Annotated in this window: 20 protein-coding genes; 4 read left to right on the forward strand and 16 right to left on the reverse strand. The window is 64.0% G+C overall.

All coding sequences use genetic code 11. The features are described from left to right. Positions 1 to 2 precede the first annotated feature (2 nt). The 10 genes from IVB42_RS16955 to IVB42_RS17000 all read right to left on the reverse strand — a co-directional run bounded on the left by IVB42_RS16955 (position 3) and on the right by IVB42_RS17000 (position 13,170). Positions 3 to 1,286, reverse strand: a complete 1,284-nt coding sequence (locus tag IVB42_RS16955) for an acetyl-CoA C-acetyltransferase (protein ID WP_247398112.1) — start codon at positions 1,284 to 1,286, stop codon at positions 3 to 5. Next, positions 1,286 to 3,553 (reverse strand): acyl-CoA dehydrogenase, encoded by a 2,268-nt coding sequence (locus IVB42_RS16960; protein WP_247398109.1) that lies wholly within the window; start codon positions 3,551 to 3,553, stop codon positions 1,286 to 1,288. Before IVB42_RS16960 ends, IVB42_RS16955 begins: the two co-directional genes overlap by 1 nt. 176 nt (positions 3,554 to 3,729) lie before the next feature. Beyond that, on the reverse strand, positions 3,730 to 4,353 hold the full coding sequence (locus tag IVB42_RS16965) for a flavin reductase family protein (RefSeq protein ID WP_247398106.1): 624 nt from the start codon (positions 4,351 to 4,353) through the stop codon (positions 3,730 to 3,732). A 178-nt stretch (positions 4,354 to 4,531) separates the two neighbouring features. After that, positions 4,532 to 5,131, reverse strand: coding sequence for a TetR family transcriptional regulator (locus tag IVB42_RS16970; protein WP_085361299.1), 600 nt, complete (start codon positions 5,129 to 5,131; stop codon positions 4,532 to 4,534). 34 nt (positions 5,132 to 5,165) lie between these two features. Next, positions 5,166 to 8,303 (reverse strand): efflux RND transporter permease subunit, encoded by a 3,138-nt coding sequence (locus tag IVB42_RS16975; protein ID WP_247398087.1) that lies wholly within the window; start codon positions 8,301 to 8,303, stop codon positions 5,166 to 5,168. A gap of 179 nt (positions 8,304 to 8,482) precedes the next feature. Further along, positions 8,483 to 9,589, reverse strand: coding sequence for an efflux RND transporter periplasmic adaptor subunit (locus IVB42_RS16980; RefSeq protein ID WP_247398084.1), 1,107 nt, complete (start codon positions 9,587 to 9,589; stop codon positions 8,483 to 8,485). Positions 9,590 to 9,807: 218 nt separating this feature from the next. Further along, positions 9,808 to 11,139, reverse strand: a complete 1,332-nt coding sequence (locus IVB42_RS16985; protein WP_018454998.1) for an MFS transporter — start codon at positions 11,137 to 11,139, stop codon at positions 9,808 to 9,810. Positions 11,140 to 11,284: 145 nt separating this feature from the next. Next, a complete protein-coding gene (locus IVB42_RS16990) occupies positions 11,285 to 12,448 on the reverse strand; it encodes a crosslink repair DNA glycosylase YcaQ family protein (protein ID WP_247398081.1) in 1,164 nt (387 codons plus the stop codon). A gap of 108 nt (positions 12,449 to 12,556) precedes the next feature. Further along, positions 12,557 to 12,805: a hypothetical protein gene (locus tag IVB42_RS16995; protein ID WP_007595197.1), complete on the reverse strand. Its 249-nt coding sequence runs from the start codon at positions 12,803 to 12,805 to the stop codon at positions 12,557 to 12,559. 119 nt (positions 12,806 to 12,924) lie between these two features. Beyond that, the gene (locus tag IVB42_RS17000; protein ID WP_018455000.1) at positions 12,925 to 13,170 is read right to left on the reverse strand and encodes a hypothetical protein; all 246 of its coding nucleotides are present in this window, start codon (positions 13,168 to 13,170) and stop codon (positions 12,925 to 12,927) included. 505 nt (positions 13,171 to 13,675) lie between these two features. Here IVB42_RS17000 and IVB42_RS17005 point away from each other — a divergent pair. Continuing rightward, positions 13,676 to 14,317 (forward strand): OmpA family protein, encoded by a 642-nt coding sequence (locus IVB42_RS17005; protein ID WP_247398077.1) that lies wholly within the window; start codon positions 13,676 to 13,678, stop codon positions 14,315 to 14,317. Positions 14,318 to 14,374: 57 nt separating this feature from the next. Here the strand turns inward: IVB42_RS17005 and IVB42_RS17010 are convergent, their stop codons facing one another. Then, positions 14,375 to 15,805, reverse strand: coding sequence for a phospholipid carrier-dependent glycosyltransferase (locus IVB42_RS17010; protein ID WP_247398074.1), 1,431 nt, complete (start codon positions 15,803 to 15,805; stop codon positions 14,375 to 14,377). 51 nt (positions 15,806 to 15,856) lie between these two features. Between IVB42_RS17010 and IVB42_RS17015 the strand changes: the two genes are divergently transcribed. Next, on the forward strand, positions 15,857 to 16,558 hold the full coding sequence (locus IVB42_RS17015; RefSeq protein ID WP_346732222.1) for a FecR family protein: 702 nt from the start codon (positions 15,857 to 15,859) through the stop codon (positions 16,556 to 16,558). 2 nt (positions 16,559 to 16,560) lie between these two features. Continuing rightward, positions 16,561 to 17,730: a hypothetical protein gene (locus IVB42_RS17020; RefSeq protein WP_247398056.1), complete on the forward strand. Its 1,170-nt coding sequence runs from the start codon at positions 16,561 to 16,563 to the stop codon at positions 17,728 to 17,730. A 154-nt stretch (positions 17,731 to 17,884) separates the two neighbouring features. Here the strand turns inward: IVB42_RS17020 and IVB42_RS17025 are convergent, their stop codons facing one another. The 3 genes from IVB42_RS17025 to IVB42_RS17035 all read right to left on the reverse strand — a co-directional run bounded on the left by IVB42_RS17025 (position 17,885) and on the right by IVB42_RS17035 (position 19,488). Beyond that, positions 17,885 to 18,373, reverse strand: coding sequence for a VOC family protein (locus IVB42_RS17025; RefSeq protein WP_247398053.1), 489 nt, complete (start codon positions 18,371 to 18,373; stop codon positions 17,885 to 17,887). 42 nt (positions 18,374 to 18,415) lie between these two features. Then, positions 18,416 to 18,844, reverse strand: coding sequence for a VOC family protein (locus IVB42_RS17030; RefSeq protein WP_026232857.1), 429 nt, complete (start codon positions 18,842 to 18,844; stop codon positions 18,416 to 18,418). Between the two features lie 131 nt (positions 18,845 to 18,975). Further along, positions 18,976 to 19,488 carry a cupin domain-containing protein gene (locus IVB42_RS17035; RefSeq protein ID WP_085349946.1) on the reverse strand — a complete coding sequence of 171 codons (513 nt, stop codon included), beginning with the start codon at positions 19,486 to 19,488 and terminating at the stop codon, positions 18,976 to 18,978. A 127-nt stretch (positions 19,489 to 19,615) separates the two neighbouring features. Between IVB42_RS17035 and IVB42_RS17040 the strand changes: the two genes are divergently transcribed. Next, on the forward strand, positions 19,616 to 19,834 hold the full coding sequence (locus IVB42_RS17040) for a CsbD family protein (protein WP_007606928.1): 219 nt from the start codon (positions 19,616 to 19,618) through the stop codon (positions 19,832 to 19,834). A gap of 58 nt (positions 19,835 to 19,892) precedes the next feature. Here IVB42_RS17040 and IVB42_RS17045 read toward each other — a convergent pair whose 3' ends face one another. Next, positions 19,893 to 20,357, reverse strand: a complete 465-nt coding sequence (locus IVB42_RS17045; protein WP_247398048.1) for an FKBP-type peptidyl-prolyl cis-trans isomerase — start codon at positions 20,355 to 20,357, stop codon at positions 19,893 to 19,895. 60 nt (positions 20,358 to 20,417) lie between these two features. Continuing rightward, positions 20,418 to 22,709 carry a xanthine dehydrogenase family protein molybdopterin-binding subunit gene (locus IVB42_RS17050; RefSeq protein ID WP_247398045.1) on the reverse strand — a complete coding sequence of 764 codons (2,292 nt, stop codon included), beginning with the start codon at positions 22,707 to 22,709 and terminating at the stop codon, positions 20,418 to 20,420.

The following is a 22,709-nucleotide window of genomic DNA, read 5'->3' on the forward strand; positions in this document are numbered from 1 at the left end:
GGTCATACCGCCTCGATCAGCATGGCGCCGCCGAGCCCGCCGCCAATGCATTCGGTGGCAACGCCGCGCCGCGTGCCGAGCCGCTTCATGGTGTTGACGAGATGCAGCACGATGCGATTGCCGGACGTGCCGACAGGATGCCCGAGCGAGATAGCGCCGCCATCGACGTTGAGTTTGTCGCGATCGACCTCGCCGGCAGCGCCGTCCAGTCCCAAAATCTCGCGGCAGAACTTGTCGTCATTCCAGGCGGCGAGGCAGCCGAGCACTTGGGTGGCGAACGCCTCGTTGAGCTCCCAGGTCTCGACGTCCTGGATGGTGAGATCATTGCGCTTCAGTAACGGCGTCGCCGACATCACAGGACCGAGACCCATGATGCTTGGATCGAGTGCGGCCCAGTTGCTGTCGACGATGACGGCCTTCGGCGTCAGCTTGTGCCTGGCGACCGCTTCGTCGGACGCCAGGATCACCCAGGACGCGCCATCGGTGATCTGCGAGGAATTGCCGGCGGTGACCTGGCCCCAGGGACGCTCGAACACGGGCCGGAGTTTTGCGAGCCTCTCGGCCGTCGAGTCCGGACGCACGCCATCATCATGGTCGAAGAATTTTCCGTCGCGGGAGAACGCGGTTTCGACTTCGCCCTTGAGAAAACCTTCCGCCTGCGCATGCGCGAGCCGGCGATGGCTCTCGGCGGCATAGGCATCGGACTGCGCACGGGTGATGCCGAAGAGATGGCCGACGACTTCGGCCGTCTGGCCCATGTTGAGATCGGTAATAGGATCGGTCAGCCCGCGCTCGAGGCCGATGATCGGTTTGAGATAGCGCGGCCGCAGCTTGAAGGCCGCGGCAAGCTTCGCGGCGACGCCCTTGGCGGTGGCGAGGCCGGCGAACCAGCGCACGCCGGAATTGGGCCAGACCAGCGGCGCGTGGCTCAAGGCCTCGGTACCGCCGGCCAGGATCATGTCGGCATGGCCCTCGCGGATGTAGCGGTACGCGGTGTCGATCGACTGCATGCCGGATCCGCAATTGATCTGAACGGTGAAGGCGACCATGTCCTCGCCCATGCCGAGCCGGAGCGCGGCGACGCGAGCCGGGTTCATTTCGTCCGCGATCACGTTGACGCAGCCGAGGATGACCTGGTCGAAGGCATCAGGCGAAAACGGCTGACGCGCCAGCAGTGGCCGGCCGCATTGCACGGCGAGATCGACCGGCGTGAACGGCCCCGGCCCCGAACGCGCCTTCAAAAACGGCGTCCGACTGCCGTCGACGATGAAAACCGGTCGTGCCATCAGCTCGCCGCCCTCTGTTCACCGAGTTCCTGGAAGAACTGATGCACGTCGCCGGTTTTCTTGTAAATCGGCGACAGCGCCTCCGGCGCAAAATCGTCGACCTCGATCACCTTTGTAACGGCTTCGCGGGCCGCGGCCAGCTGCTCGCCCTCCGCCTGCGTGATCACACCGTTGGCCACCGCATCCTTCCAGTCGCTCAGATGAGCCGCGCGCATGCGCCTGGCGATGGCGTCCGTACCTGCGATCAGGTTGAACGCGCGCTCCAGCCGGGCGAAGCCGCCATCGTCGTCGACATAAGCGAGATCGGGCGTGAGGCGGTCGCGCGCGGCCGACGGCTCCAGCACGAGGCTCGCGCATTGATGCACGACCCGGTCGGAGGGACCCAGCACGCGGGCGCCGAAGGGCTGGACCACGAATTTGAGGATGCCTGCGACGAAGCGGTTCGGCAGATTGGCGAGAATCTCGGCAAGCCGGTTCTCGATGGTCCGAAAGCCCGTCGCCATGCACCATTCGAGCGCGGCAAAATCCTCCTTCTGCCGGCCCTCGTCCTGCCAGCGCTTCAGCGCGGCAGAGAGCAGATACAGCTCGGACAGGATGTCGCCGAAGCGCGCCGACAGCATCTCTTTGCGCTTGAGCGCGCCGCCGAGCGTCAACAGCGCCATATCGGCGCAGAGGGCAAAAGCCGCCGAGTAGCGCGAGAGCTGACGATAGAATGGTCTGGCGTCACCCGCATCGGGTGCAAGCGCGAAGACACCAAAGCTCCAGCTCCGGCCGAACGCGCGCAAGAGTGTCTCGAAGCTGTGGCCGACATGTTTCCAGAACACCTTGTCGAAGGCGGTGAGCCCGCGCTCGCGATCGGCATCGGCAAGCGCATTCATCTCGTCGAGCAGATAAGGATGGGCGCGGATGGCGCCCTGTCCGAACACGATGAGATTGCGGGTGAGGATATTGGCGCCCTCGACGGTGATGCCGACCGGAACGGCGCGGTGGAGATTGCCGAGATAGTTTTGCGGACCGTCGATCACGGCCTTGCCGCCATGGATGTCCATAGCGTCGTCGACCGCGGTGCGCATCCGCTCGGTCGCGTGCAGCTTCATGATGCCCGAGATGACGGCGGGATGGATCCCGGTATTCAGTGCCGCGCAGGTCAGCCGTCGCGCCGCGTCGAGCTGATAGGCAGTGGCGACAATGCGGGCGAGCGGCTCCTCGACGCCCTCGAATTTGGAGATGGAGATGCCGAACTGCTCGCGGATGCGGGCATAGGCGCCGGTGGTGCGGGCGGCATAGGCGGCGCCGGCGGCGGAGAGCGACGGCAACGAGATGCCGCGGCCGGCGGCGAGCGCCGTCATCAGCATCTTCCAGCCCTGCCCCAGCCGCGCCTGGCCGCCGATGACGTAGTCGAGCGGAATGAAAACGTCGCGGCCCCAGTTCGGACCGTTCTGGAAGACCTGCATCGAGGGCAAATGGCGTTTGCCGATTTCGACGCCGGGAAGATTGGTCGGGATCAGCGCCACGCTGATGCCGAGCTCTTCCTGGTCGCCGACGAGATGATCGGGATCATAGGCCTTGAAGGCGAGGCCAAGCAGCGTCGCGACGGGGCCGAGCGTGATGTAGCGCTTGTGCCAGTTGAGCTTCAGGCCCAGCACCTCCTGGCCCTCGAAGGTGTCTTTGCAGATGATGCCGGTGTCGACCATCGAGGCGGCATCAGAGCCGGCCTCGGGGCTGGTGAGGCCGAAGCAGGGAATGTCGCGGCCATCGGCAAGACGCGGCAGCCAGCGCTGCTGCTGCTCCTTCTTGCCGAAGTGCATCAGGAGCTCGCCGGGGCCCAACGAGTTCGGCACCATCACCGTCACCGCGGCGGCGATCGAGCGGGTCGATATCTTGCGCACCACTTCCGAATGCGCATAGGGCGAGAAGCCGAGGCCGCCGAACTCCTTCGGAATGATCATGCCGAAGAATTTTTCGCGCTTGACGAAGTGCCAGACATCGGGCGGCAGGTCGCGCCATTCCCAAAAGATCTTCCACTCGTCGAGCATGGCGCAAAGCTCGTCGACGGGGCCGTTGAGGAAGGCCCGCTCCTCTTCGGTCAGCGTTGCCTGCGGGACCTTCAGCAGCTTCGACCAATCGGGGTTGCCGGTGAAGAGATCGGCGTCCCACCAGACGTCGCCGGCCTCCAGCGCCTCGCGCTCGGTGTCCGACATCGCCGGCAGCACGCCGCGCGCCCAGGAGAAAATCGGCTTGGTCAGGGTGTCGCGGCGGAAGCTCATGGCGGACCTCATGCATCGGCGCGGTGATCGGGCATTTTAGCGGAAAGTGGCCGGCGGCGGTGAAGACTTCGCCTGCGGAAAGACGCGAATTGACGCGGCCGGGCAGCCGCCCAGGGGCCATAACGGCCGAGGCGTGGTGGCAGTTCCGGGAGGGGATGGCTTCGCGGTCGGCCGGTCTAATCCGGCCGCGCCATCTCGAACATGTTTTCCGGCTTGATTTCGAAATAATCCCCGCTGCGGCCGGCGCGTACGATCGGGCGGGCGGCGGCGGTCTGATAGACGCCGTCCTTGATCATGGCCTTGTCGATGTGGACGGCAACGACCTCGCCGAGCGTCAGCCAGGCATTGGCTTCCTTGCCGTCGGCGCCCTTGAGGCGGACGATATCGGACACCTTGCATTCGAAGGCGACGGGACTCTCGCCGACGCGCGGCACGTTGACGAGCCTGCCGGGCGCGGCGGTGAGGCCCGCAACTTTGAACTCGTCGACCTCAGGGCCAACATGCGCCGCAGTCGCGTTCATGTGCCTGGCCAGGTCCATGGTGGCGAGGTTCCAGACGAACTCGCCGGTCTGCTGGATGTTTTCGACGGTGTCCTTCCAGTTGGTGGAGGAGAAGCCGATGATCGGGGGGACGTAGCAGAAAGCGTTGAAGAAGCTGTAGGGCGCGAGGTTGACGTGGCCGTTGGTGTCGCGCGACGAAATCCAGCCGATCGGCCGCGGCGCGACGATGGCGTTGAAGGGATCGTGCTTGAGGCCGTGGCCCTTGGCGGGCTCGTAGAAGTGCAGGTCTTTGTCGGTCACGCGCTGTTTCCTTCCCGTCATTGCGAGCGCAGCGAAGCAATCCAGAATCCCTCCGCAGAGACAGTCTGGATTGCTTCGCTAAGCTCGCAATGACGGAGTTTGTTGATCCGTCCTTGCCCGCCATCAGCCGTCATTCCGTGGCGGTCGGCCTGCTTATAGGAGGAAATCCGCCGCCGCGTCAGTGGCGCGGGGACAATCCCGCGATGACGAAATCGATCATCTGGTCGATGGTCGGGCCCGGCTTGGTAGCGCACTGGGCGATCATCTGGGGGTGGAAAAAGCGCATCATCGCGGTGCAGGCGCACAGCGCAGCCAGTTGCAGGTCCGGCGCCTCGAACTCGCCGGAAGCCACGCCTTGCGCGATCATCTGGCCGATGACCCCGGCAATGCACTCCATGTGGTTGACGCAGACGTCCCAGTCCTCCTGCATCGCGATCTCGACCATCTCGTGCAGCTTATTGTCGCCGACATAGCGCTCGGTGTTCATGCGATTGATGGTGGTGAGCAGCTCACGGAATCGCGGCAGTACCGGACCGGGCCTGGCCACGATCCGCTGCGCTTCCAGCTCGACCTCGCCCATTAGCGAACGGGCCACCGCCTGATGGATCGCCTTCTTCGATTCGAAGAAGCGATAGACGTTGGCGGGGCTCATCTTGAGCTCCTTGGCGATGTCGCCGACCGTGGTCTTGAGATAGCCGATCTGGCGGAACAGCCTCTCGGCCACCTCGAGAATGCGTTCCCGGGTGTCGCCTTCGATATGTTCCGAAACCAGTGTCATCTGTCAGACTCGTCAATCAGCAGTTCATCTTCACTTATTCAGCCGCCTCAGCAAGCGGAATTGCGTTCTGGTCATCGCTCCCATGCTGCGGCGCGGCAGGCTGCTCGGGCGTGCCCGCCTCATCCAGGCTCTTGCGGAACCAGAGGGCGTAGAGGCCCGGCAGGTACAGCAGCGTCAGGAAGGTCGCGACGAACAAGCCGCCCATGATGGTGATCGCCATCGGCCCCCAGAACGCCGAGCGCGACAGCGGGATCATGGCGAGGATGGCGGCAAGCGCCGTCAGCACCACCGGACGGGCGCGGCGGACGGTGGCCTCCACGATCGCCTCGCGGCGGGTCAGGCCGTGCGAGACGTCGGTCTCGATCTGATCCACCAGGATCACGGCGTTACGCATGATCATGCCGGCGAGCGCGATCAGGCCGAGCAGCGCCACGAAGCCGAACGGGGCGTTGGCGATGTTGAGCCCGAACGAGGCGCCGACGATGCCGAGCGGCGCAGTCAGAAACACCAGGATCAGGCGCGAGAAGCTCTGCAACTGGAACATCAGCAGCGTCAGCATCACCATGACCATCAGCGGGAAGAGAATGAAGATCGAGGCGTTGCCCTTGGCGGATTCCTCGAACGCGCCGCCGGCCTCGATGCGGTAGGCCGGCTCCAGGTTGTCCTTGATCGCCTTCAGCTTCGGCGCGATCTGGCCGGTGACGTCGGGCGCCTGCACGCCGTCGACGACGTCGGAGCGCACGGTGATCGCCATGTCGCGGTTACGCCGCCACATGATCGGTTCCTCGTGCGCATACTCGATCTTGGCGATCTGCTGCAGCGGCACGGCCACGCCGTTGCGCGAGGTGATGGTGAGATCGCCGACGGCGCCGAGGTCGAGCCGCTCGGACGAGACGGCGCGCGCGACCACGCCGACCTTTTCGATGCCGTCGCGCACGGTCGTCACCTGCGAGCCCGAGATCAGCATCGACAGCGCCTGCGACACGTCCTGCGGGGTCAGGCCCATGGCGCGTGCGCGATCCTGGTCGACGACAAGCTTGAGGTAAGGCGACTGCTCGTTCCAGTCGAGCTGGACGTCCTTGACGCTCTTGTTCTGCCGCATGACGTCGCGGACCTGGTAGGCGATCTCGCGCACCTTGTTGGCGTCGGGGCCGATGACGCGAAACTGCACGGGAAAACCAACCGGGGGACCGAAATTGAAGCGGTCGACGCGCACGCGGGCCTCGTTGAGCGCGCCGTCGGCAACGGCGTTTTCAAGCTTGGCCTTGATGCGCTCGCGCGCCTCGACGCCCTTTGCGACGATGACGATTTCGGCAAAAGCCTCGTTTGGAAGCTGCGGATTGAGGCCGAGCCAGAAGCGCGGCGAGCCCTGTCCGACATAGGCCGTGTAGGTCTCGATGTCCTTGTCGTCCTTGAGCATGGTCTCGGCCTTCTTCACCGCCTTTTCGGTGACGTTGAAGGCGGTGCCCTCGGGCAGGCGAAGCTGGAGGAACAGCTCGGGACGCTCGGACAGCGGGAAGAACTGCTGCTGGACGTGGCCGAAACCGACGATCGAGGCGATGAAGACGCCGACGGTCGCGACCACCACGGTGATGCGGTGGTCGACGCACCACTGCACGATGGCGCGCAGGCCCCGATACATGCGGGTCTCGTAGACCGCGTGCGGATCGTGATTGTGGTGCACCTTGATGTTGGGCAGCAGCATGACGCCGATATAGGGCGTGAAGATCACCGCCACGAACCAGGACGCGACCAGCGCGATCGCCACGATCCAGAAGATGCTGCCGGCATATTCGCCGACCGCGGAATTGGCAAAGCCGATGGGGAGGAAGCCAGCGGCCGTGACCAGCGTTCCCGTGAGCATCGGAAACGCAGTGGATTCCCAGGCAAAGGACGCCGCACGCATGCGGTCCCAGCCCTGCTCCATCTTCACCACCATCATCTCGACGGCGATGATGGCGTCATCCACCAGCAGGCCGAGCGCGATGATCAGCGCACCGAGCGTGATGCGGTGCAGGTCGAGCGACATCGTGTTCATGACGACGAAGACGATGCCGAGCACCAGGGGCACCGACAATGCGACCACGATGCCGGTGCGCCAGCCAAGCGCCAGGAACGACACGAACAGCACGATGACGAGGGCTTCCATGAAAGAGTGTACGAACTCGCCGACCGCGTGCTCGACCACCTTGGGCTGGTCGGCGATCAGTTTGACGTCGACGCCCTGCGGCACCGCCTTCATGAATTCAGCCGTCGCCTTCTCGACCTCCTTGCCGAGATCGAGGATGTTGGCGCCCTTGGCGGTGACGACGCCGATGCCGATCGCGGCCTTGCCTTCCTGCCGCACGACGAAGCTCGGCGGGTCGACATAGCCATGGGTGACGGTGGCGATGTCGCCGAGGCGGAACACGCGACCGTTGCTCTCGACCGGGGTTTCGGCGACGGCCTTGGCGCCGTCGAGCGCACCGGTGACGCGCAGCGGCACGCGCTGCGACGAGGTCTCGACCGTGCCGGCCGGCGTCACGTTGTTCTGCTTGGCGAGCGAATCGAACAGCGCCTGCGGCGTGATGCCGAGCGTGGCGAGCTTGGCATGGCTGAACTCGACGAAGATGCGCTCATCCTGGTTGCCGTAAACGTCGACCTTGGTCACGCCCGGCACCTTCAGAAGGCGCTGACGGAAACCTTCCGAGACCTTCTTGAGCTGGGCGTAGTCGGCGCCGTCGCCCGTCATCATGTAGAGGATGGAATCGACGTCGGAGAACTCGTCGTTGACGACGGGCCCGAGAATCCCTGCGGGCAGCTGGCCCTGCACGTCAGCCAGCTTCTTGCGCAGCAGATAAAAGAGATATGGAACGTCCTTCGGCGGCGTGGAATCGCGGAAGGTGACCTGGAGCGCAGTGAAGCCGGGCTTGGAATAGGTCTGCACCTTCTCGAAGTAAGGCAGCTCCTGGATCTTCTTCTCGATGGGATCGGCGACCTGCGCCTGCATTTCCTGCGCTGTCGCGCCCGGCCACAGCACGGAGACGTTGACCACCTTCACCGTGAAGAACGGATCCTCGGCGCGACCGAGCTTCTGATAGGAGAAGAATCCGGCGACGCCGAGTATGAGCATCAGGAACAGGATCAGCGTCGGATGGCTGACGGCCCAGGCCGAAAGATTGAAGCGCTTCATCGCACTCTCCAAAGATGATCCGGTTGCAAAAAACCACAGCCACCCTGTTGAACGCGTCGTCGCGAGGCAGCGAAGCAATCCAGGGGGCTGGGCAGGTTCTGGATCGCTTCGCCGCTTCAGCCCCAGCATTTGCGCTCGGGCCGAAACTCACCTCACACGACGTAACTCGTAAGCGAGACTTAAAAGGACAGTGACGACACGATCCGCACCCTCTGGCCCGGATCGAGCTTCTGAACACCGAGGGCAACGATCTTGGCACCCTCTTCGACACCACCGGTGATGACGACGTCGTTGCTCTCATAGGACTTCACCGTCACCGGCTTCAGCGTCACCGCGCCGTTGTCGTCGACGACGTAGAAGGACGGCTTGTCGCCTTCGTTGAACAGCGCCGACAGCGGCAGCCGCGCGACGCGCTCGGTGGCAGCGTCCGACAGAGTCAGCGTCGCCGTCATGCCGAGCGAGACCTTGTCGTCAGCCTCGGGGAGGGAGAATTTTGCGAGATAGGTGCGCGTGGCGGGATCTGCGGTGGGCGCGATCTCGCGCAGCTTGGCTGTATATTTCTTGCCCGGCTCCGACCAAAGAGTGACGCTGGCGGCGCCCGATTTGGCACGTCCAACCAGCGTCTCAGGGATCGCGACGACCGCTTCCTTTTCGGCAAAGCGGGCGACACGGATCGAGGTCTGGCCTGCGGCAACCACCTGGCCGGGCTCGATCAGCGTTGCGGTGACGACGCCACGGGCGTCGGCGTTGAGCGTCGCGTAGGAAAGGGAATTCTTGGTCAATTCGACCGAGCGCTCGGCCCGGTTCAGACGGGCACGGGCCTCGTCGGCGGCGGCGCGGCTCGAATCCAGCTGCGCGTCGGTCGTCCAGCCCTTGGCCCTCAAATCCTTGGCGCGCTGCTCGGCGGCGGCGGCCTGGGCCAGCACGCCGGTCGCAGCGGTCTGCTCGGCGACGGCTTGCTCGGCCTGGAGCTTCAGATCGACCTCATCGAGGACCGCGAGCGGCTGACCGATCTCGACGGTCTGGCCAACTTCGACCAGACGCTTGGCGACCTTGCCCGCGACCCGAAAGCCCAGATCGCTCTCGATCCGCGGCCTGATGGTGCCGACGAAGCTGCGCTCGGGCTTTTCGGCATCATAATGGGCGGTGGCGACCAGGACCGGCCGCGGCGGGTCGGCGTTTTCAGCGACGGTGTCATTGCACCCAGCGAGCGCGGCAGCCATCAGCGCCAGCGAAACACCGGCCAAGAGCCTCGAATAGCTGGATAAAACGGATCGGACGAACATCGGAGGACACTCCCTCGGCTGCAATGAGAGGAATGTCGACTAATCACTGATGAAAGTCAATAATCGTCAGTCATCAGGAAAGCGTGATCGTTAAGAGGTGGTAACCTCCCCGCTGCCCTTGGCGGAAAGCCCGGACTGTTGGAAGAGAGCTCGCGCCGCGGCCCCAGAGGGACCGCGCGGAAATGGGCCCTGGCTTTCGCCAGGGCGACATTTCGAGGCTACCGCCCCTGTTCGGCGAACTCGTGCTTGCTGTCGTGGCCACCGATGAAGACCAGGATGCCGGCGATCAGCGGCAGCACCGCGAGCACGAGCAGTCCGGTCGAGGTCTGCCCGGTGGCTTCCTTGACCCAGCCGATCAGATACGGTCCGCCGAACCCGGCGAGATTGCCGATCGAGTTGATCAGAGCGATGGCGCCGGCCGCCGCCGTGCCGGAGAGCCAGGCCGTCGGCAGGGTCCAGAACACGCCGAAGCAGCAGAACACGCCGATCGCGGCAACCGTCAGCACGATCATCGTCAGGGTGGGGTCGGTGAGATAGCTGGAGACGCCGAGAGCGACGGCGGTGAGCAGCAACGGCGCGCCGACATGCATCACGCGCTCGCGCGTGGCATCGGAATGCCGCGCCCACAGGATCATTGCGATGGTGCCGAACAGATACGGAATCGCGGTGACGAAGCCGGTCTGGGCGTTGGTGAGGCCGAACGCCTTGACGATCTGCGGCAGCCAGAACTGCATGCCATAGAGCGCGCCGACGAAGCCGAAATAGACCAGGCTCAGCATGATCACCTTAGGTGAGGTCAGCGCCTCGCCGAGCGACATATGCTTCACCGCCTGCTTGGCCGCGATCTCGGCATCGAGCTTGGTCTTGAGCCAGGCCTTCTGCTCGGCCGAGAGCCAATCCGCCTTCTCTGGCCTGTCGGTGAGATAGAACCAGGTGACGATGCCGAGCAGCACGGAGGGAATGCCCTCAATGATGAACAGCCACTGCCAGCCCTTCAGGCCCATGGCCCCGTCGAGGCCGAGCAGCAGGCCAGAGACCGGCGCGCCGATCACGGTGGAGACCGGAACGGCGATGGCGAAGGCCGCGAGGAAGCGGGCGCGATATTCGGCCGGATACCAATAAGTGAGATAGAGGATGATGCCGGGGAAGAAGCCGGCTTCGGCGACGCCGAGCAGGAAGCGCAGCACGTAGAAGCTCGTGACCCCGCTCGTGAGCGCCATCAGCGCCGAGATGATGCCCCAGGTCACCATGATGCGGGCGATCCAGCGGCTGGCGCCGAACTTCTCCAGCGCCAGATTGCTCGGCACCTCGAAGATGAAATAGCCGATGAAGAAGATGCCGGCGCCCCAAGAGAAGATCAGCGGCGTGAATTTCAGCTCGGCATTCATGGTCAGCGCGGCGAAGCCGAGATTGACGCGGTCGAGATAGGAGAAGAAATAGGCCAGCACCAGGAACGGGATCAGGCGCCAGGAGATGGCGCGGATCGTCGAGGTCTCGATTTCCGACTTGGCTGCGCCGGTCGAACCGGCATAGGTCGTGGTCTGGCTCATGGCTTCCCCCGGGTTGTTGCTTTTATGGGCTGATCCGGGGTTTTGAGCATCGCCGCGAAAGAGTCAATGGAGCAAGCAATGCAAGGGGCGCAGCCGGCCACCACGTTGCGCTACGACAGAGCTCGGTGATCCGCGCCGCGCACAACTACTCTGCCAATTGAAACTTCGCAAAGCGATCGAGCTCCTCCTCGATCTTCCGTTTGAGCTCCTTGCGCCCCGCGGTCTTCTTCCCCTCGCCGACCCAGGTCCATTTCTGCATCAGCAGCTTCTTCGCCTGCCGGTCGGTCTTCAGATCGAGCGCGGCGACGATCTCGTTGCCGACCAGCACGGGCAGCGCGAAATAGCCGAGCTTGCGTTTGGCCTTCGGCACATAGGCCTCGAACAAATGGTTGTAACCGAAAATGAGATTGGTGCGCTTGCGCTGGATGATCAGCGGATCGAACGGCGACAGGATATGGACCAGATCCGGCGGCGCGCACTCGCCCGGCTCGAGCGCAGCCGGCACTGCCCAGTGCTCCTGCTTGCCGGCACCGTCGATGGCGACAGGCACGAGCTCGCCTCGGCGGACGCGCGAGCCGATCAGGGCAGCCACCGCCGGCTTGCGCGGCGCGTTGAGATGGCAGACCGAATCGAGGCTCACGACACCTTGCGATCGCAGCGCGCGATCGAGCAGATAGACCGTGATGTCCTTTGCCGACGCCGGCTTCGGCAGCTTGTCCCAGCCGAAATGGCGCGTCATCAGCTCATAAGTCTTGAGCATGCCCTGGCGCTCGCTGACGGTCACGGCACCCATGTAGAAGGCGAGCTGCAATGCCCGCTTCGAGGGTTTTCGGCTTTGCCAGAGATGCTCCTTCTCGGTGAGCACGTCGTCCTCGATGTCGCGGATCGTCAGCGGGCCGGCGCGCACCAGCCGCATCACCTTGCGCATGTCGGCAGGTTTCACCGAGGCGAACCATTTGTGCCCCTCGCGGCGGTGCTCGCACATCGCCGGCAGGAAGAAGCGGAAGTCGCCGGCCGGCACGTAAGACAGCGCATGCGTCCAATATTCAAAGACGCTCTTGTCGACGCTCTGGGCATGGCGCAGGTCGGCGCGCCGGTAGGACGGAATCCGGCTGAACAGGATGTGATGATGGCAGCGCTCGATCACGTTGATGGTGTCGATCTGCACATAGCCGAGATGGGCGACCGCGTCGGAGACGGCTTGCGCGCCGTCACCGAACGGCGCGCGCTCGTCCAGCCGCTGGGCATGAAGCCAGATTTGCCGGGCCTGTGTCGTGGTGAGTGGAATCGGTTTGGGCGCGCGGGACATTGCGGAATGCAGTGTAGCGGGATTCGCATCCAGCCAAGAAGCCGATCCAGGAGCGGACAAGGAAAAACCGCGCCGCCATCTGCTGACAGCGCGGTCGGAAGGCGCTTGCTACTTCATCGACATGGCCTTCTGCGCCTTCATGTAATGCATGCAGGCGCTTTTCATCTTGCCGTTGCTCATGTCGGTGTTGGCCATGGCCATTTCCTTGTTCATGGCCGTCTTGGCCGGCGTATCCGCCGTGCCGCCCATCATGGCGGCGGACTTCATCATATTGTCGCTGGTGCACGCCATCATCGCGGCAGATGCAGGGGAAACGGCGAACGCGACCAAAGCTGCAGCTGTGAGCAAGATTTTCATCGAAAAGTCTCCTCCGTAAAACGAAACCGGCGTCATGTCGGCCTTCGCAATACGTATTCTCCCGCGAAGACGTTTCGTGGAGAAGACAATTTCTTGCTGCGGTGCGAAGACGGGAGGGCTCAGCGGCCGGCTTTCGGGGCTTTGGACCGGTCGCCGACGCTGCCTGTTGCGACATCGGGTTCGCACGAGGCCTTGCCGCGCTCCTCCGCCTGGCAGCGATAGACGTTGCCGGTGAGACGATCGACCAGCCACATGTTCTCGTCGGTCGGCGCTTGAAGCCCGACATAGCGGGAGGTCAGCCCCGTGATCAGTGTCGACAGCAAGATCGCCACCGCGATCATCGCCGCGCCGATGTAAATGGGCATGGAGCTCAGGGACACGGTCCGATCCGGCGGGCCATTGCGATAAAACTGGTAATCACTTGGCCTCGGCACTGGGTGGAACTCGGCTCCCTTCGTTTGCGCTTGTCGGAGGCTGTGCCCTGCTAGGCGTCCATCTGGCCGAAAAATTGTTCACAGACAGGCCAACACGCGACGGCTTTGCGACAATCGGTGAGCATGGGTTTCCTTGAGTGAACCGGCCCCGGCCCCCGAGCGGCACCTCGGCGCGGCGGTCCTCAGTGATGCGGATCACGCCAGGCTGTGACGACTCGAACCACCGCCGGAGAGGTGTGCGACCACTTCTCTTCCCGCGCTGGCGCCCCTCCTCGGAGCGGACCGCGGGTCGGCTCTCTATGAACCGAAACCGCTTGAAATACGCTGTCGTGGTCCAGGACGGCCCCGTTTCCACCGTGATCACACCAGGGCTTTTGAACCTGCCCTATGCTCGCAGCATCAAATAGCCATCAGGCGTCACAACGAGGATACGACAATGACCCGTTTCAATAACTCTTTTGCACTGAAGGCGGTGACCCTCTCGGCAGTTTTGTCGATGACGGCCGGCCTGGCGATGGCCGGCGACGGCAATGTCTCTACCAACCAGATCCTGGATGCACTGAAGCCGAAGCCTGTGACCCGGGGTCTGTCCGCAGGTCCGCAGGTTGATCCGGCGGTCCAGGCCAAGGAATCGACGTTCCTGAACACCGTGCGCAACCGCTCGACGCGGTCGCTGTCGACGGGCGAGCGCGAGCAGATTGCCGAGCTCGCCGCGACCAAGCCGAAGATCGATCTGGAGATCCAGTTCGACTACAACTCGGCCGACATCGCCAAGACGTCGGTGCCGTCGGTACAGGCGCTCGGCAAGGCGCTGTCCGATCCCTCGTTGAAGGGCTCGACCTTCGTGGTCGCCGGCCACACCGATGCGGTCGGCACCGAGGCCTACAATCAGGGGCTCTCCGAGCGGCGGGCCGACACCATCAAGAAATACCTGGTGCAGAACTACGGTCTCACCGGCACCGATCTCGTCACCGTCGGCTACGGCAAGACCAAGCTGAAGGACGCCGCCAACGGCGCCGACCCGATCAACCGCCGCGTCCAGGTCGTGAACATGGACACCAAGACCGCGTCGAAGTAATTCTCAAATTGTCGCCCATCAAGACGCCGCCTGCCGTTCTCCCGGCGGGCGGCGATTTCATATCCAGCTTTGGAAGAGCATCAGCCGATTGAAGGTCTGCATCGATGTGCCGACGAAGGCCGCCGAGATCGGCAGCATGGCGGCAAAGCCGATCGCGACGACCCCGACATAGGCCCACAACAGCCAGCCCGGTAGACCGTCCCGCCGCAGCACGTAGACCAGCGCGAGCGACGCCACGGTCGCAGCCGGCAGATAGTAATAGATGAAGGCAAGCGTACGCGGCAGCAACGCCCAGGCGAGCCAGGACCCGAAATAGAAGACCGCGATCAGGAACGCATCCCGGCGACGCGCGACGACGAAATCGCGCAGCACGACGGCGAGCGCGAGCAGCGTCGGCCACAGCACCAGGGGGTTACCGAGAAAGACGATCGCGGAGACATTGTCGTCCACGGTCTTGTCGAACAGGAACCACACCGGGCGCGCGAGCAGCGGCCATGACGGCCAGGCGCTCATATAAGTGTGGCCGGCGATGGCAGTGGTGGTGTTGTCCGCGAAGATCCGGCGCTGCGCCTCGACCAGATCCGGCAGCGACACGCCGTAGAGTGGGACGAAGGCCGCAAGATATGTCATCGCGGGCAGGACAGTGAAGCAGAGCACGACGTGATGTAATCTGAAGTCGGGCCAGAGATCAGGCCGGTACCAATCCCCCGGCTTCGCGTCGGCAAACAGGGTGTGCCAGCCCTGCATCAGGCGGATCACCGCGACGATGACGATGCAGATTCCGAGCGGAAACAGGCCGCTCCATTTGCAGGCGGCCGCACAGCCGAACAGGCTGCCGGCAGCCGCGAATAATGCATGGGGACGATCCTTTCGAAAGCCATGCATGAAGGCGGCAATCGCGAGCAGGCCGAAGCCGAGTGCAAAAATGTCGAGCATCGCGACGCGCGCCTGCACGTACAGCATCTGGTTGCAGGCGGCGATCAGCGCGGCGGCGATCGCAGGCCCTTGCGCGGCGAACAGCGCGAGGCCGCACAGATAGATCGCGACGATCGCGAGCGCGCCGAACAATGTCGCGGGATAGCGCCAGCCCAGCGCGCTGTCGCCAAAGGCCGCGATCGATAGCGCGATCAGCTCTTTCGCCAAAGGTGGATGCATCGGATTGAGCATCGATTGCGACACCGCTGGTGCCAGCATCTGCCGCGCCGCCGGCACGTAGTGCACTTCGTCGAAGACGAACTTCTCCGGCGTCGTCAGGCCAATCAGCAGGGCAAGATGCGCGACCAGGAAAATCGCGACAGCAATCACTGCGCTCCGCGACACCTTCGGAACCGCAGGCAAGTCAAGTCGCGTTTGTGGGGATGTCTTGCGTGGCAATTTTGCGTCACCGCGGAGAATAATAGAGATCGCGGTTTTCATTGAACGCATTCTGCCGCAACTGTCACTAAGCCTAACGCAGGTCTCGCGCTGCTTGTGATAATTCCGCCACATCGCAAGCGCGCGTGATCCGGTACGATCAGGGACACATCGATCGGTTGCGAAATGAATTTGCGTTTCTGGCTTTTCTCCACGCTGTTGTCGACCCTCTTGTGCGCGGCCCCTTGCGCCCAAGCCCAGACGCGCGTCGGTGAAGCCGTCTTGATCCAGAATGAAGTCGTTCGCGTGGCCTCGACCACGACGCCGATCAGCGTCGGCGACAGCATGCTGCGGGACGAGACCGTGCGCACCGGCGCCGGCAGCGCGGCTCGCTTCGTGATGGCCGACAGCACCAATCTGTCGCTCGGTCCGAGCGCCACGCTCAAGCTCGACCGCACCGTCTTCAACGACGAGCACAGCTATCGCGACGTCGCGATCCGCATGACGACCGGCGCATTCCGTTTCGTCACGGGACATTCCGAGAAGACCGCCTACAACATCACGACCCCGCTCGCGACCATCGGCGTGCGCGGTACCACTCTCGATATCCTGTCCCAGCGCGGCCGCTCGGTCGTCGTGCTGCAGGACGGTGCCGCCAGCGTCTGCACGACGAGCCAGCAATGCGTGCAGCTCACCCAGCCCGGCGACACCGCAATCATCACCTCGACCGGCGGCAAGATCTCCATCAGTAAGACCAATACGCCGCCCTGGACCTTTGCCGCGACCTGCGCCGCGAGCGCGGGACTGTGCGCGGTCAGCCAATATGCGGAGGCCTCGCCGACCGTCACGCCCGCCATCCATGACGACGGCATGCTGTGCGGACGCTGAAGATGGCGAATCTCACCAGCCTCAGGCGCTTCATCCTGGCGAGCGTGCTGACCGCCGTGGCTGCGTTTGCGTTTGTCGCGTTCCATGCCCGTCCGGCGGCAGCCGCCACGATTTGCGAGTCCGAGTGCGGAGGGTCGACGCCCACCCCGGCGCCGAGCTATTCCCCCTCGCCCACGCCGACCTACAGCCCCTCGCCCTCGCCCAGCCCCACCCCGTCATCGTCGCCGAGCCCTTATCCGTCATCCTCGCCGAGCCCGACGCCGACACCGACACCAACCGGCGCGGATTCAAGCGGCAGCTCGATCGGCGGCCTTGCCAATCAGCGCTTCAACCAGATGATCACCAACCGGGTGCTTGGCACGGTGCTGCTCGGGGTCAACGAGCAGATCAATTGCAACAACTGCGTCAGCGCGTTCGGCTCCGCAGGCTCGTTCTCGGCCGGAATCCACGGCCGCAAGGAGCTGACCAACAATCTGTCGCTGCTCGCCGGCATCGCCTACACGCAGTACAGCGAGGGCGGCTACAACATCACAAGCGCTCCCATCGCCGCGTTCGCGCTGCGCTATGATTTCACCGACTGGGGCTCGTCGCGCCCGTTCTTCGACGTCGGCACGATCCTGACGCCGTGGGAGAAGGCGCGCTACACCCGCAGCTACAACACCAGCCTCGGCCCGGTGAGCGTCACGAGTTCGACCAATGCCTCGAACTACGCCGTCTATGGCCGCGCCGGCTGGATGAGCCGCGTGTCGCCCCGCGACGAGGTCGCCGCTTCGATCGAGGTCTGGCAGCTCTGGCAGCGCGTCTCGGGCTATACCGACAGCGCAGTGGCGTTCAATCCGTTCGACGCCAGCATCTCGACCGGCACCGACCGCACCAGCCTGGTCAAGATCGGCGGCCAGTGGACGCATCTCTACGGCAGCAATATCGAGGCCAACATCAACGGTGGCTGGGTGCAGTCATTCGCCAGCCATAGCGGCATCGTCGCCACCGTGACCGGTGACGGCATGGTGGTGCCGACCATGGGTAACCAGGGCTGGTTCGAATATGGCGGCCGGCTCGGCTTCCGCGTGCAGAAGGGCTGGATCGTCGACCTGTTCGCCAACGGCACGCTCGGCCCGCAGCCGGTGGGTAACACCATCCATGGCGGCGTAGGGCTGCGGATCAATTATTAGCGGCGGGCCTTCGCTCATATTCCGCTGTCATGCCCCGGCTCGACCGGGGCATCCAGTACGCCGCGGCCGATCGATTGACCAACGACCGTCTCGGCGTACTGGATCGCCCGGTCGAAGCCGGGCGATGACAGTGAGTATGTGGCAAAGACGCCCTTCACGCCGCCGACTTGCCCTCGAACGCCTGCCGCAGCGCCTCCACGTCGAGTTTCACCATCTGCATCATGGCCTGCATCGCGCGTGCGGCAGCCGCTTTGTCGGGGCTGGAGAGGAATTCGAACATCACCTTCGGCACCACCTGCCAGGCCACGCCCCAGCGATCCCTGAGCCAGCCGCACTGCTCTTCCTTGCCGCCATGGGCCAGGAACGCATTCCAGACGCTGTCGACCTGGGCCTGATCGTCGCAATGGATCATCAGCGAGATCGCGTGAGTGTATTCCATTTTCATGCCGCCGTTGAGCGCGACCAAAGGCTGTCCCGCCACCGAGAATTCGACGACGAGCACGGAGCCTTCCTTGCCGGACGGGCCATCTGAAACGTTGCGCTGAACATGCGTGATCGCCGAATTCGGCACGAGCGAGACGTAGAACTTCGCGGCTTCCTCGGCATCGCCGTTGAACCACATGCAGGGAACGACCTTGGACATCTTGAATGCTCCTCTTCGGTTTCTTGCTGTTGTGGGGTTAGATCAGGCGTTCGCCATGTCGGACTGCGCCGCGAAGGCTGCCATGTCCATCCAGTTCACGCCCCACATGTGGCCGTCCGGATCCTCGAAGCTGCGGCCGTACATGAAGCTGTATTCGTCCTTCGGGCTGGGATCGGCCACCCCGCCTGCAGCCGCGGCCTTGCTGACGATATCGTCGACCTCGGTCCGGCTATCGGCGGACAGGCAGAACAGCGCCTGGTTTGAGGTCTTTGCATCCGAGATCGGCTTCGGCGTGAACTGCCGGAATTTCTCGTGGGTCGTCAGCATCGCGTAGATGGTCTCGGAAAAGACCATGCAGCTCGCTGTTTCGTCGCTGAATTGCGGGTTCCTGGTCGCACCGACCGCCTCGTAAAAGGCAGTGGCGCGCTTGAGGTCGGTGACGGGCAGATTGAGGAAAATCATCCTGGGCATCGGAGCTCCTTGGGCGGGGTTCTGCCCAAGGACGGACAGCCAAGCGGCGATCCGACACGGCTTCCGGATCTTTTTTGGAGCCCTGCCCGCGAGGTTCTGTCACACAGAACCCGCTGGCTTTCAGGCGATCCTCACTTCTTCTCGTTCGGATCGCGGTGAATGGGATCGACCCACAGGACGGTCTCGGGCTTCTCGACCGGCTCGATATCGAGGTTGATCGCCACCGCCTCGCCGTCGCTGCGCACCAGCACGCATTCCAGCACCTCGTCCGCGCTGGCGTTGATCTCCTGATGGGGCACGTAGGGCGGCACGAAAATGAAGTCACCGGGGCCGGCCTCTGCGGTGAATTGCAGGCTCTCGCCCCAGCGCATCCGCGCCTTGCCCTTCACCACATAGATCACGCTTTCGAGATGGCCGTGGTGATGCGCGCCGGTCTTGGCGTCGGGCTTGATGCTGACCGTGCCCGCCCACAATTTCTGCGCACCGACGCGCGCGAAATTGATCGCGGCCGCGCGGTCCATGCCCGCCGTCGACGGAACGTTGGTATCGAGCTGGTTGCCGGGAATGACGCGCACGCCGTCATGTTTCCAGCGATCGTGGTGATCGTGGTCATGGTGGGAATGCGAATGGTCATGGCCGGTCATGGGACTTGCTTTCTATTGGTTCCGTGTGCGGCAAACTAACCCAAAGCCGCGACATCGAGCCATAACAAAATCGGAACCCTCATAACCGTCGAACGTTGTCTTGGCGAGCAAACCGCAGGAGAGTTTCATGGGTAGCACGACCGACAAGATCAAGGGCACCGCAAACGAGGCAATGGGCAAGGCCAAGCAGGGCGTTGGTGAAGCCACTGGATCCGAGCGCCTGAAGGGTGAAGGTGCAGTCCAGGAAGTGAAGGGCAAGGGCCAGCAGGCCATGGGCGACGCCAAGGACGCCGCGAAGGACGCGGTTGATCGCGCAGCCGCTGCGGCCAAGCGCGCGACGGAGTAACGGCGTCGCACTCAAAGCGAAAAGACCGGCCGAGAGGCCGGTCTTTTTGTTTGCGGGCTTACTTCACCCCGAGCAATTCCACGTCGAACATCAGCGTCGCGTTCGGCGGGATCACGCCGCCTGCGCCCCGGGCGCCATAGCCGAGCTGCGGCGGAATGATCAGCGTGCGCTTGCCGCCGACCTTCATGGAGGCAACACCCTCGTCCCAGCCGGCGATCACGCGGCCCTTGCCGATCGGGAATTCGAACGGCTCGTTGCGATCCACTGACGAGTCGAATTTCTTGCCCTTCTGGCCGTTCTCGTAGAGCCAGCCGGTGTAGTGCATCACGCAGATCTGGCCCGGCTTGGGCGAAACTCCGGTGCCGGCGACGCTATCGGTAATCTGCAAACCTGAAGCTGTTGTCATGGTCTTCCCTGCGGTCTGGGCCGAGGCCGTGGTGGAAACGAAATCGGACACGCCGGTGATCACGGTGATCGCGAGTGCCGACATGATGGCGAGGAGCATGCGCTGTAAACGCTGCATAAGAGACCTTCCGTTTGAGGCGCAAGGTGTCTAGCGCAACGCTGACGCCGTTTCCACCCCTCACACCTCGATATTTTCGAGCCGCACGGGCAGCTTGCGGATGCGCTGGCCCGTGGCGTGATAGATCGCATTGCAGATCGCCGCATTGGTGCCGACATTGGCGAGCTCGCCAAGGCCTTTCACGCCGGCCGGGTTGATACGGTCGTCCTGCTCGGAGAGCAGGATCACTTCGACACCGGGCACGTCGGCATTCACGGGCACGAGATAGTCGGCGAGATTATCGTTGACGTAGCGTGCATTGCGCTCGTCGATCTCGGTGGCCTCCAGCAGCGCCGAGGACATGCCCCAGATCAGGCCGCCCATGAGCTGGCTGCGCGCGGTGCGCGGATTCATGATGCGGCCCGCCGCAAACGCTCCCACCAGCCGGGGGCAGCGGATTTCATGGGTAAAGCGGTTGACGCGGACCTCGACGAACTCAGCACCGAACGCATAGGCGATCTTGTCTTTCATCTGATGGCCACCGACGAGCCGCGCGTGCCCGCTGTGCATGGCCGTGAAGGAATCCAGCGGCGCGCCTTCGGGCTTCCACTCGCCGTATTCCTCGACGATGCCGACGCCGAGCGCGTCGAAGGCCCTCTCGAGATCGAGTGGACGATCGCTCTGCGCCGCCTGCGTGCTCGGCGCCTGGCTGATGCCGACAGTCTCCTTGGCCTTGTCGGCGAGGCTGTCGCTCGGCATCACGGCCTTGAACAGCCTTTGGCGAATGCGGTCGCACACCATCATCACCGCCGAGCAGGTGCTGGCAGTCGAGTTCGAACCGCCGGCAACGGGCGCCGGCGGCAGATCGCTGTCACCCAGGAAGACCGCGACCTTCTCCAGGGGCACGCCGAGCCGCTCGGCCGCGGTCTGGGCGATGACGGTATACGCACCGGTGCCGATCTCGTGACCGGCGATCTCGACCCGGGTACGGCCGTCGCGCTGGAGGCGGACGCGCGCGGCAGAGGGCGCCATCTGCGTCGGATAGCAGGTGGCGGCACAGCCATAGCCGACCAGCCAGTCGCCGTCCGACATCGATTTCGGCTGCGGCGAGCGCTGCGACCAGCCGAACGCCTTCGCGGCCTCGTCGAAGCACGCCATCAATGACCGCGATGTATAGGGCTTGCCGCCGATCGGCTCGACGGTGGTGTCGTTGATGCGGCGGAGCTCGACGGGGTCCATGTTCAGCTTCACAGCGAGCTCGTCCATCGCGCTCTCCAGCGCGAAGAGATACGGCACCTCCGGCGGCGAGCGCATGAAGCCGGGCGTATTGCGGTCGGCGCGCACGATCGACACCAGACTTGCGACGTTCGGGCAGGCATAGAGCCGCGTCGTCGTCTTGGTGCCGCCGACGCAATAGGCATCCGGACGCGACGAAACCTCCGCGCCGTCGTGCCTCAAAGCCACCAGCTTGCCGTCCCGACCCGCACCAAGCCTGATCTCATGGCGCGTCTCGGCGCGATGGGTGGCGATGGTGAAACCCTGGTCGCGCGTTGGCACCAGCTTGATCGGCCGGTTCAGGCGTTTGGCGATGACGGCGATGATGGCAGTGCGGGACGTCATCGAACCGCGCGAACCAAAGCCGCCGCCGACATAGGGATTGACGACACGGACCTTGTCGGCGTCGATACCGAGCTGCTCGGCGACGCCGTTCTTCAGGCCGTAGACGTACTGGCTGCCCTCGTAGACGACGAGCTCGTCGCCCATCCAGGCGCAGCTCGTCGTAAACAGCTCCATCGGATTGTGGTGCTGGGTCGGCGTTTCATAAGAGGCGGTGAGCTTGACCTCGGCCGCGTCGAACGCCTTGGCGAAATCGCCGACCTCCGGGTCTTCCTTGAACTGTGCGTTCTGCCCCTTTGCCGCTGCCGTGGTGGTCCCCGGCGAGTCGAAGCTCGCACTCGGCGCCGCGGCCGTGTAGCTGACCTTGACGCGATTGGCGGCCTCGCGCGCCGCCTCGTAACTCTCGGCGATGACGACGGCGATGATCTGGCCGTCATGGGCGATGTCAGCCGATTTCAGCGGCTGGATCGTGGTGCCGGCATAGCCGCCATTGCTGAACAGTTTCGATTCCTTCAGCTTCGGAGCGTTCTCATGCGTGACGATGTCGATCACGCCGCGGACCCGCCTGGCATCGTCGAGATCGAAACTGTCGATGCGGCCCTTGGCGATGGCGCTGGTGACCAGGAATGCGTAGGCAGGATTGTCGAGCGGCATGTCGGACGCATATGTCGCCCGGCCCGTGACCTTTGCGGCCGCATCATAGCGCGGCACGGGCTTGCCCATGTTCGCTTTCGGCTCGGGAGCTGCAGCGGTCAT

This window comes from Bradyrhizobium sp. 45, assembly GCF_023073155.1.
Taxonomy (GTDB): Bacteria; Pseudomonadota; Alphaproteobacteria; order Rhizobiales; family Xanthobacteraceae; genus Bradyrhizobium; species Bradyrhizobium canariense_D.

Coding starts and splice junctions, on each gene's coding strand:
- IVB42_RS17015 (WP_346732222.1), top strand. CDS start 15,857: ATGAATTTGCGTTTCTGGCTTTTCTCCACGCTGTTGTCGACCCTCTTG.
- IVB42_RS17050 (WP_247398045.1), bottom strand. CDS start 22,709: ATGACCGCTGCAGCTCCCGAGCCGAAAGCGAACATGGGCAAGCCCGTG.
- IVB42_RS17025 (WP_247398053.1), bottom strand. CDS start 18,373: ATGTCCAAGGTCGTTCCCTGCATGTGGTTCAACGGCGATGCCGAGGAA.
- IVB42_RS16990 (WP_247398081.1), bottom strand. CDS start 12,448: ATGTCCCGCGCGCCCAAACCGATTCCACTCACCACGACACAGGCCCGG.
- IVB42_RS17035 (WP_085349946.1), bottom strand. CDS start 19,488: ATGACCGGCCATGACCATTCGCATTCCCACCATGACCACGATCACCAC.
- IVB42_RS16985 (WP_018454998.1), bottom strand. CDS start 11,139: ATGAGCCAGACCACGACCTATGCCGGTTCGACCGGCGCAGCCAAGTCG.
- IVB42_RS17040 (WP_007606928.1), top strand. CDS start 19,616: ATGGGTAGCACGACCGACAAGATCAAGGGCACCGCAAACGAGGCAATG.
- IVB42_RS16960 (WP_247398109.1), bottom strand. CDS start 3,553: ATGAGCTTCCGCCGCGACACCCTGACCAAGCCGATTTTCTCCTGGGCG.
- IVB42_RS16995 (WP_007595197.1), bottom strand. CDS start 12,805: ATGAAAATCTTGCTCACAGCTGCAGCTTTGGTCGCGTTCGCCGTTTCC.
- IVB42_RS16975 (WP_247398087.1), bottom strand. CDS start 8,303: ATGAAGCGCTTCAATCTTTCGGCCTGGGCCGTCAGCCATCCGACGCTG.
- IVB42_RS16970 (WP_085361299.1), bottom strand. CDS start 5,131: ATGACACTGGTTTCGGAACATATCGAAGGCGACACCCGGGAACGCATT.
- IVB42_RS16955 (WP_247398112.1), bottom strand. CDS start 1,286: ATGGCACGACCGGTTTTCATCGTCGACGGCAGTCGGACGCCGTTTTTG.
- IVB42_RS17010 (WP_247398074.1), bottom strand. CDS start 15,805: ATGTGGCGGAATTATCACAAGCAGCGCGAGACCTGCGTTAGGCTTAGT.
- IVB42_RS17020 (WP_247398056.1), top strand. CDS start 16,561: ATGGCGAATCTCACCAGCCTCAGGCGCTTCATCCTGGCGAGCGTGCTG.
- IVB42_RS16980 (WP_247398084.1), bottom strand. CDS start 9,589: ATGTTCGTCCGATCCGTTTTATCCAGCTATTCGAGGCTCTTGGCCGGT.
- IVB42_RS17045 (WP_247398048.1), bottom strand. CDS start 20,357: ATGCAGCGTTTACAGCGCATGCTCCTCGCCATCATGTCGGCACTCGCG.
- IVB42_RS17030 (WP_026232857.1), bottom strand. CDS start 18,844: ATGCCCAGGATGATTTTCCTCAATCTGCCCGTCACCGACCTCAAGCGC.
- IVB42_RS17000 (WP_018455000.1), bottom strand. CDS start 13,170: ATGCCCATTTACATCGGCGCGGCGATGATCGCGGTGGCGATCTTGCTG.
- IVB42_RS17005 (WP_247398077.1), top strand. CDS start 13,676: ATGACCCGTTTCAATAACTCTTTTGCACTGAAGGCGGTGACCCTCTCG.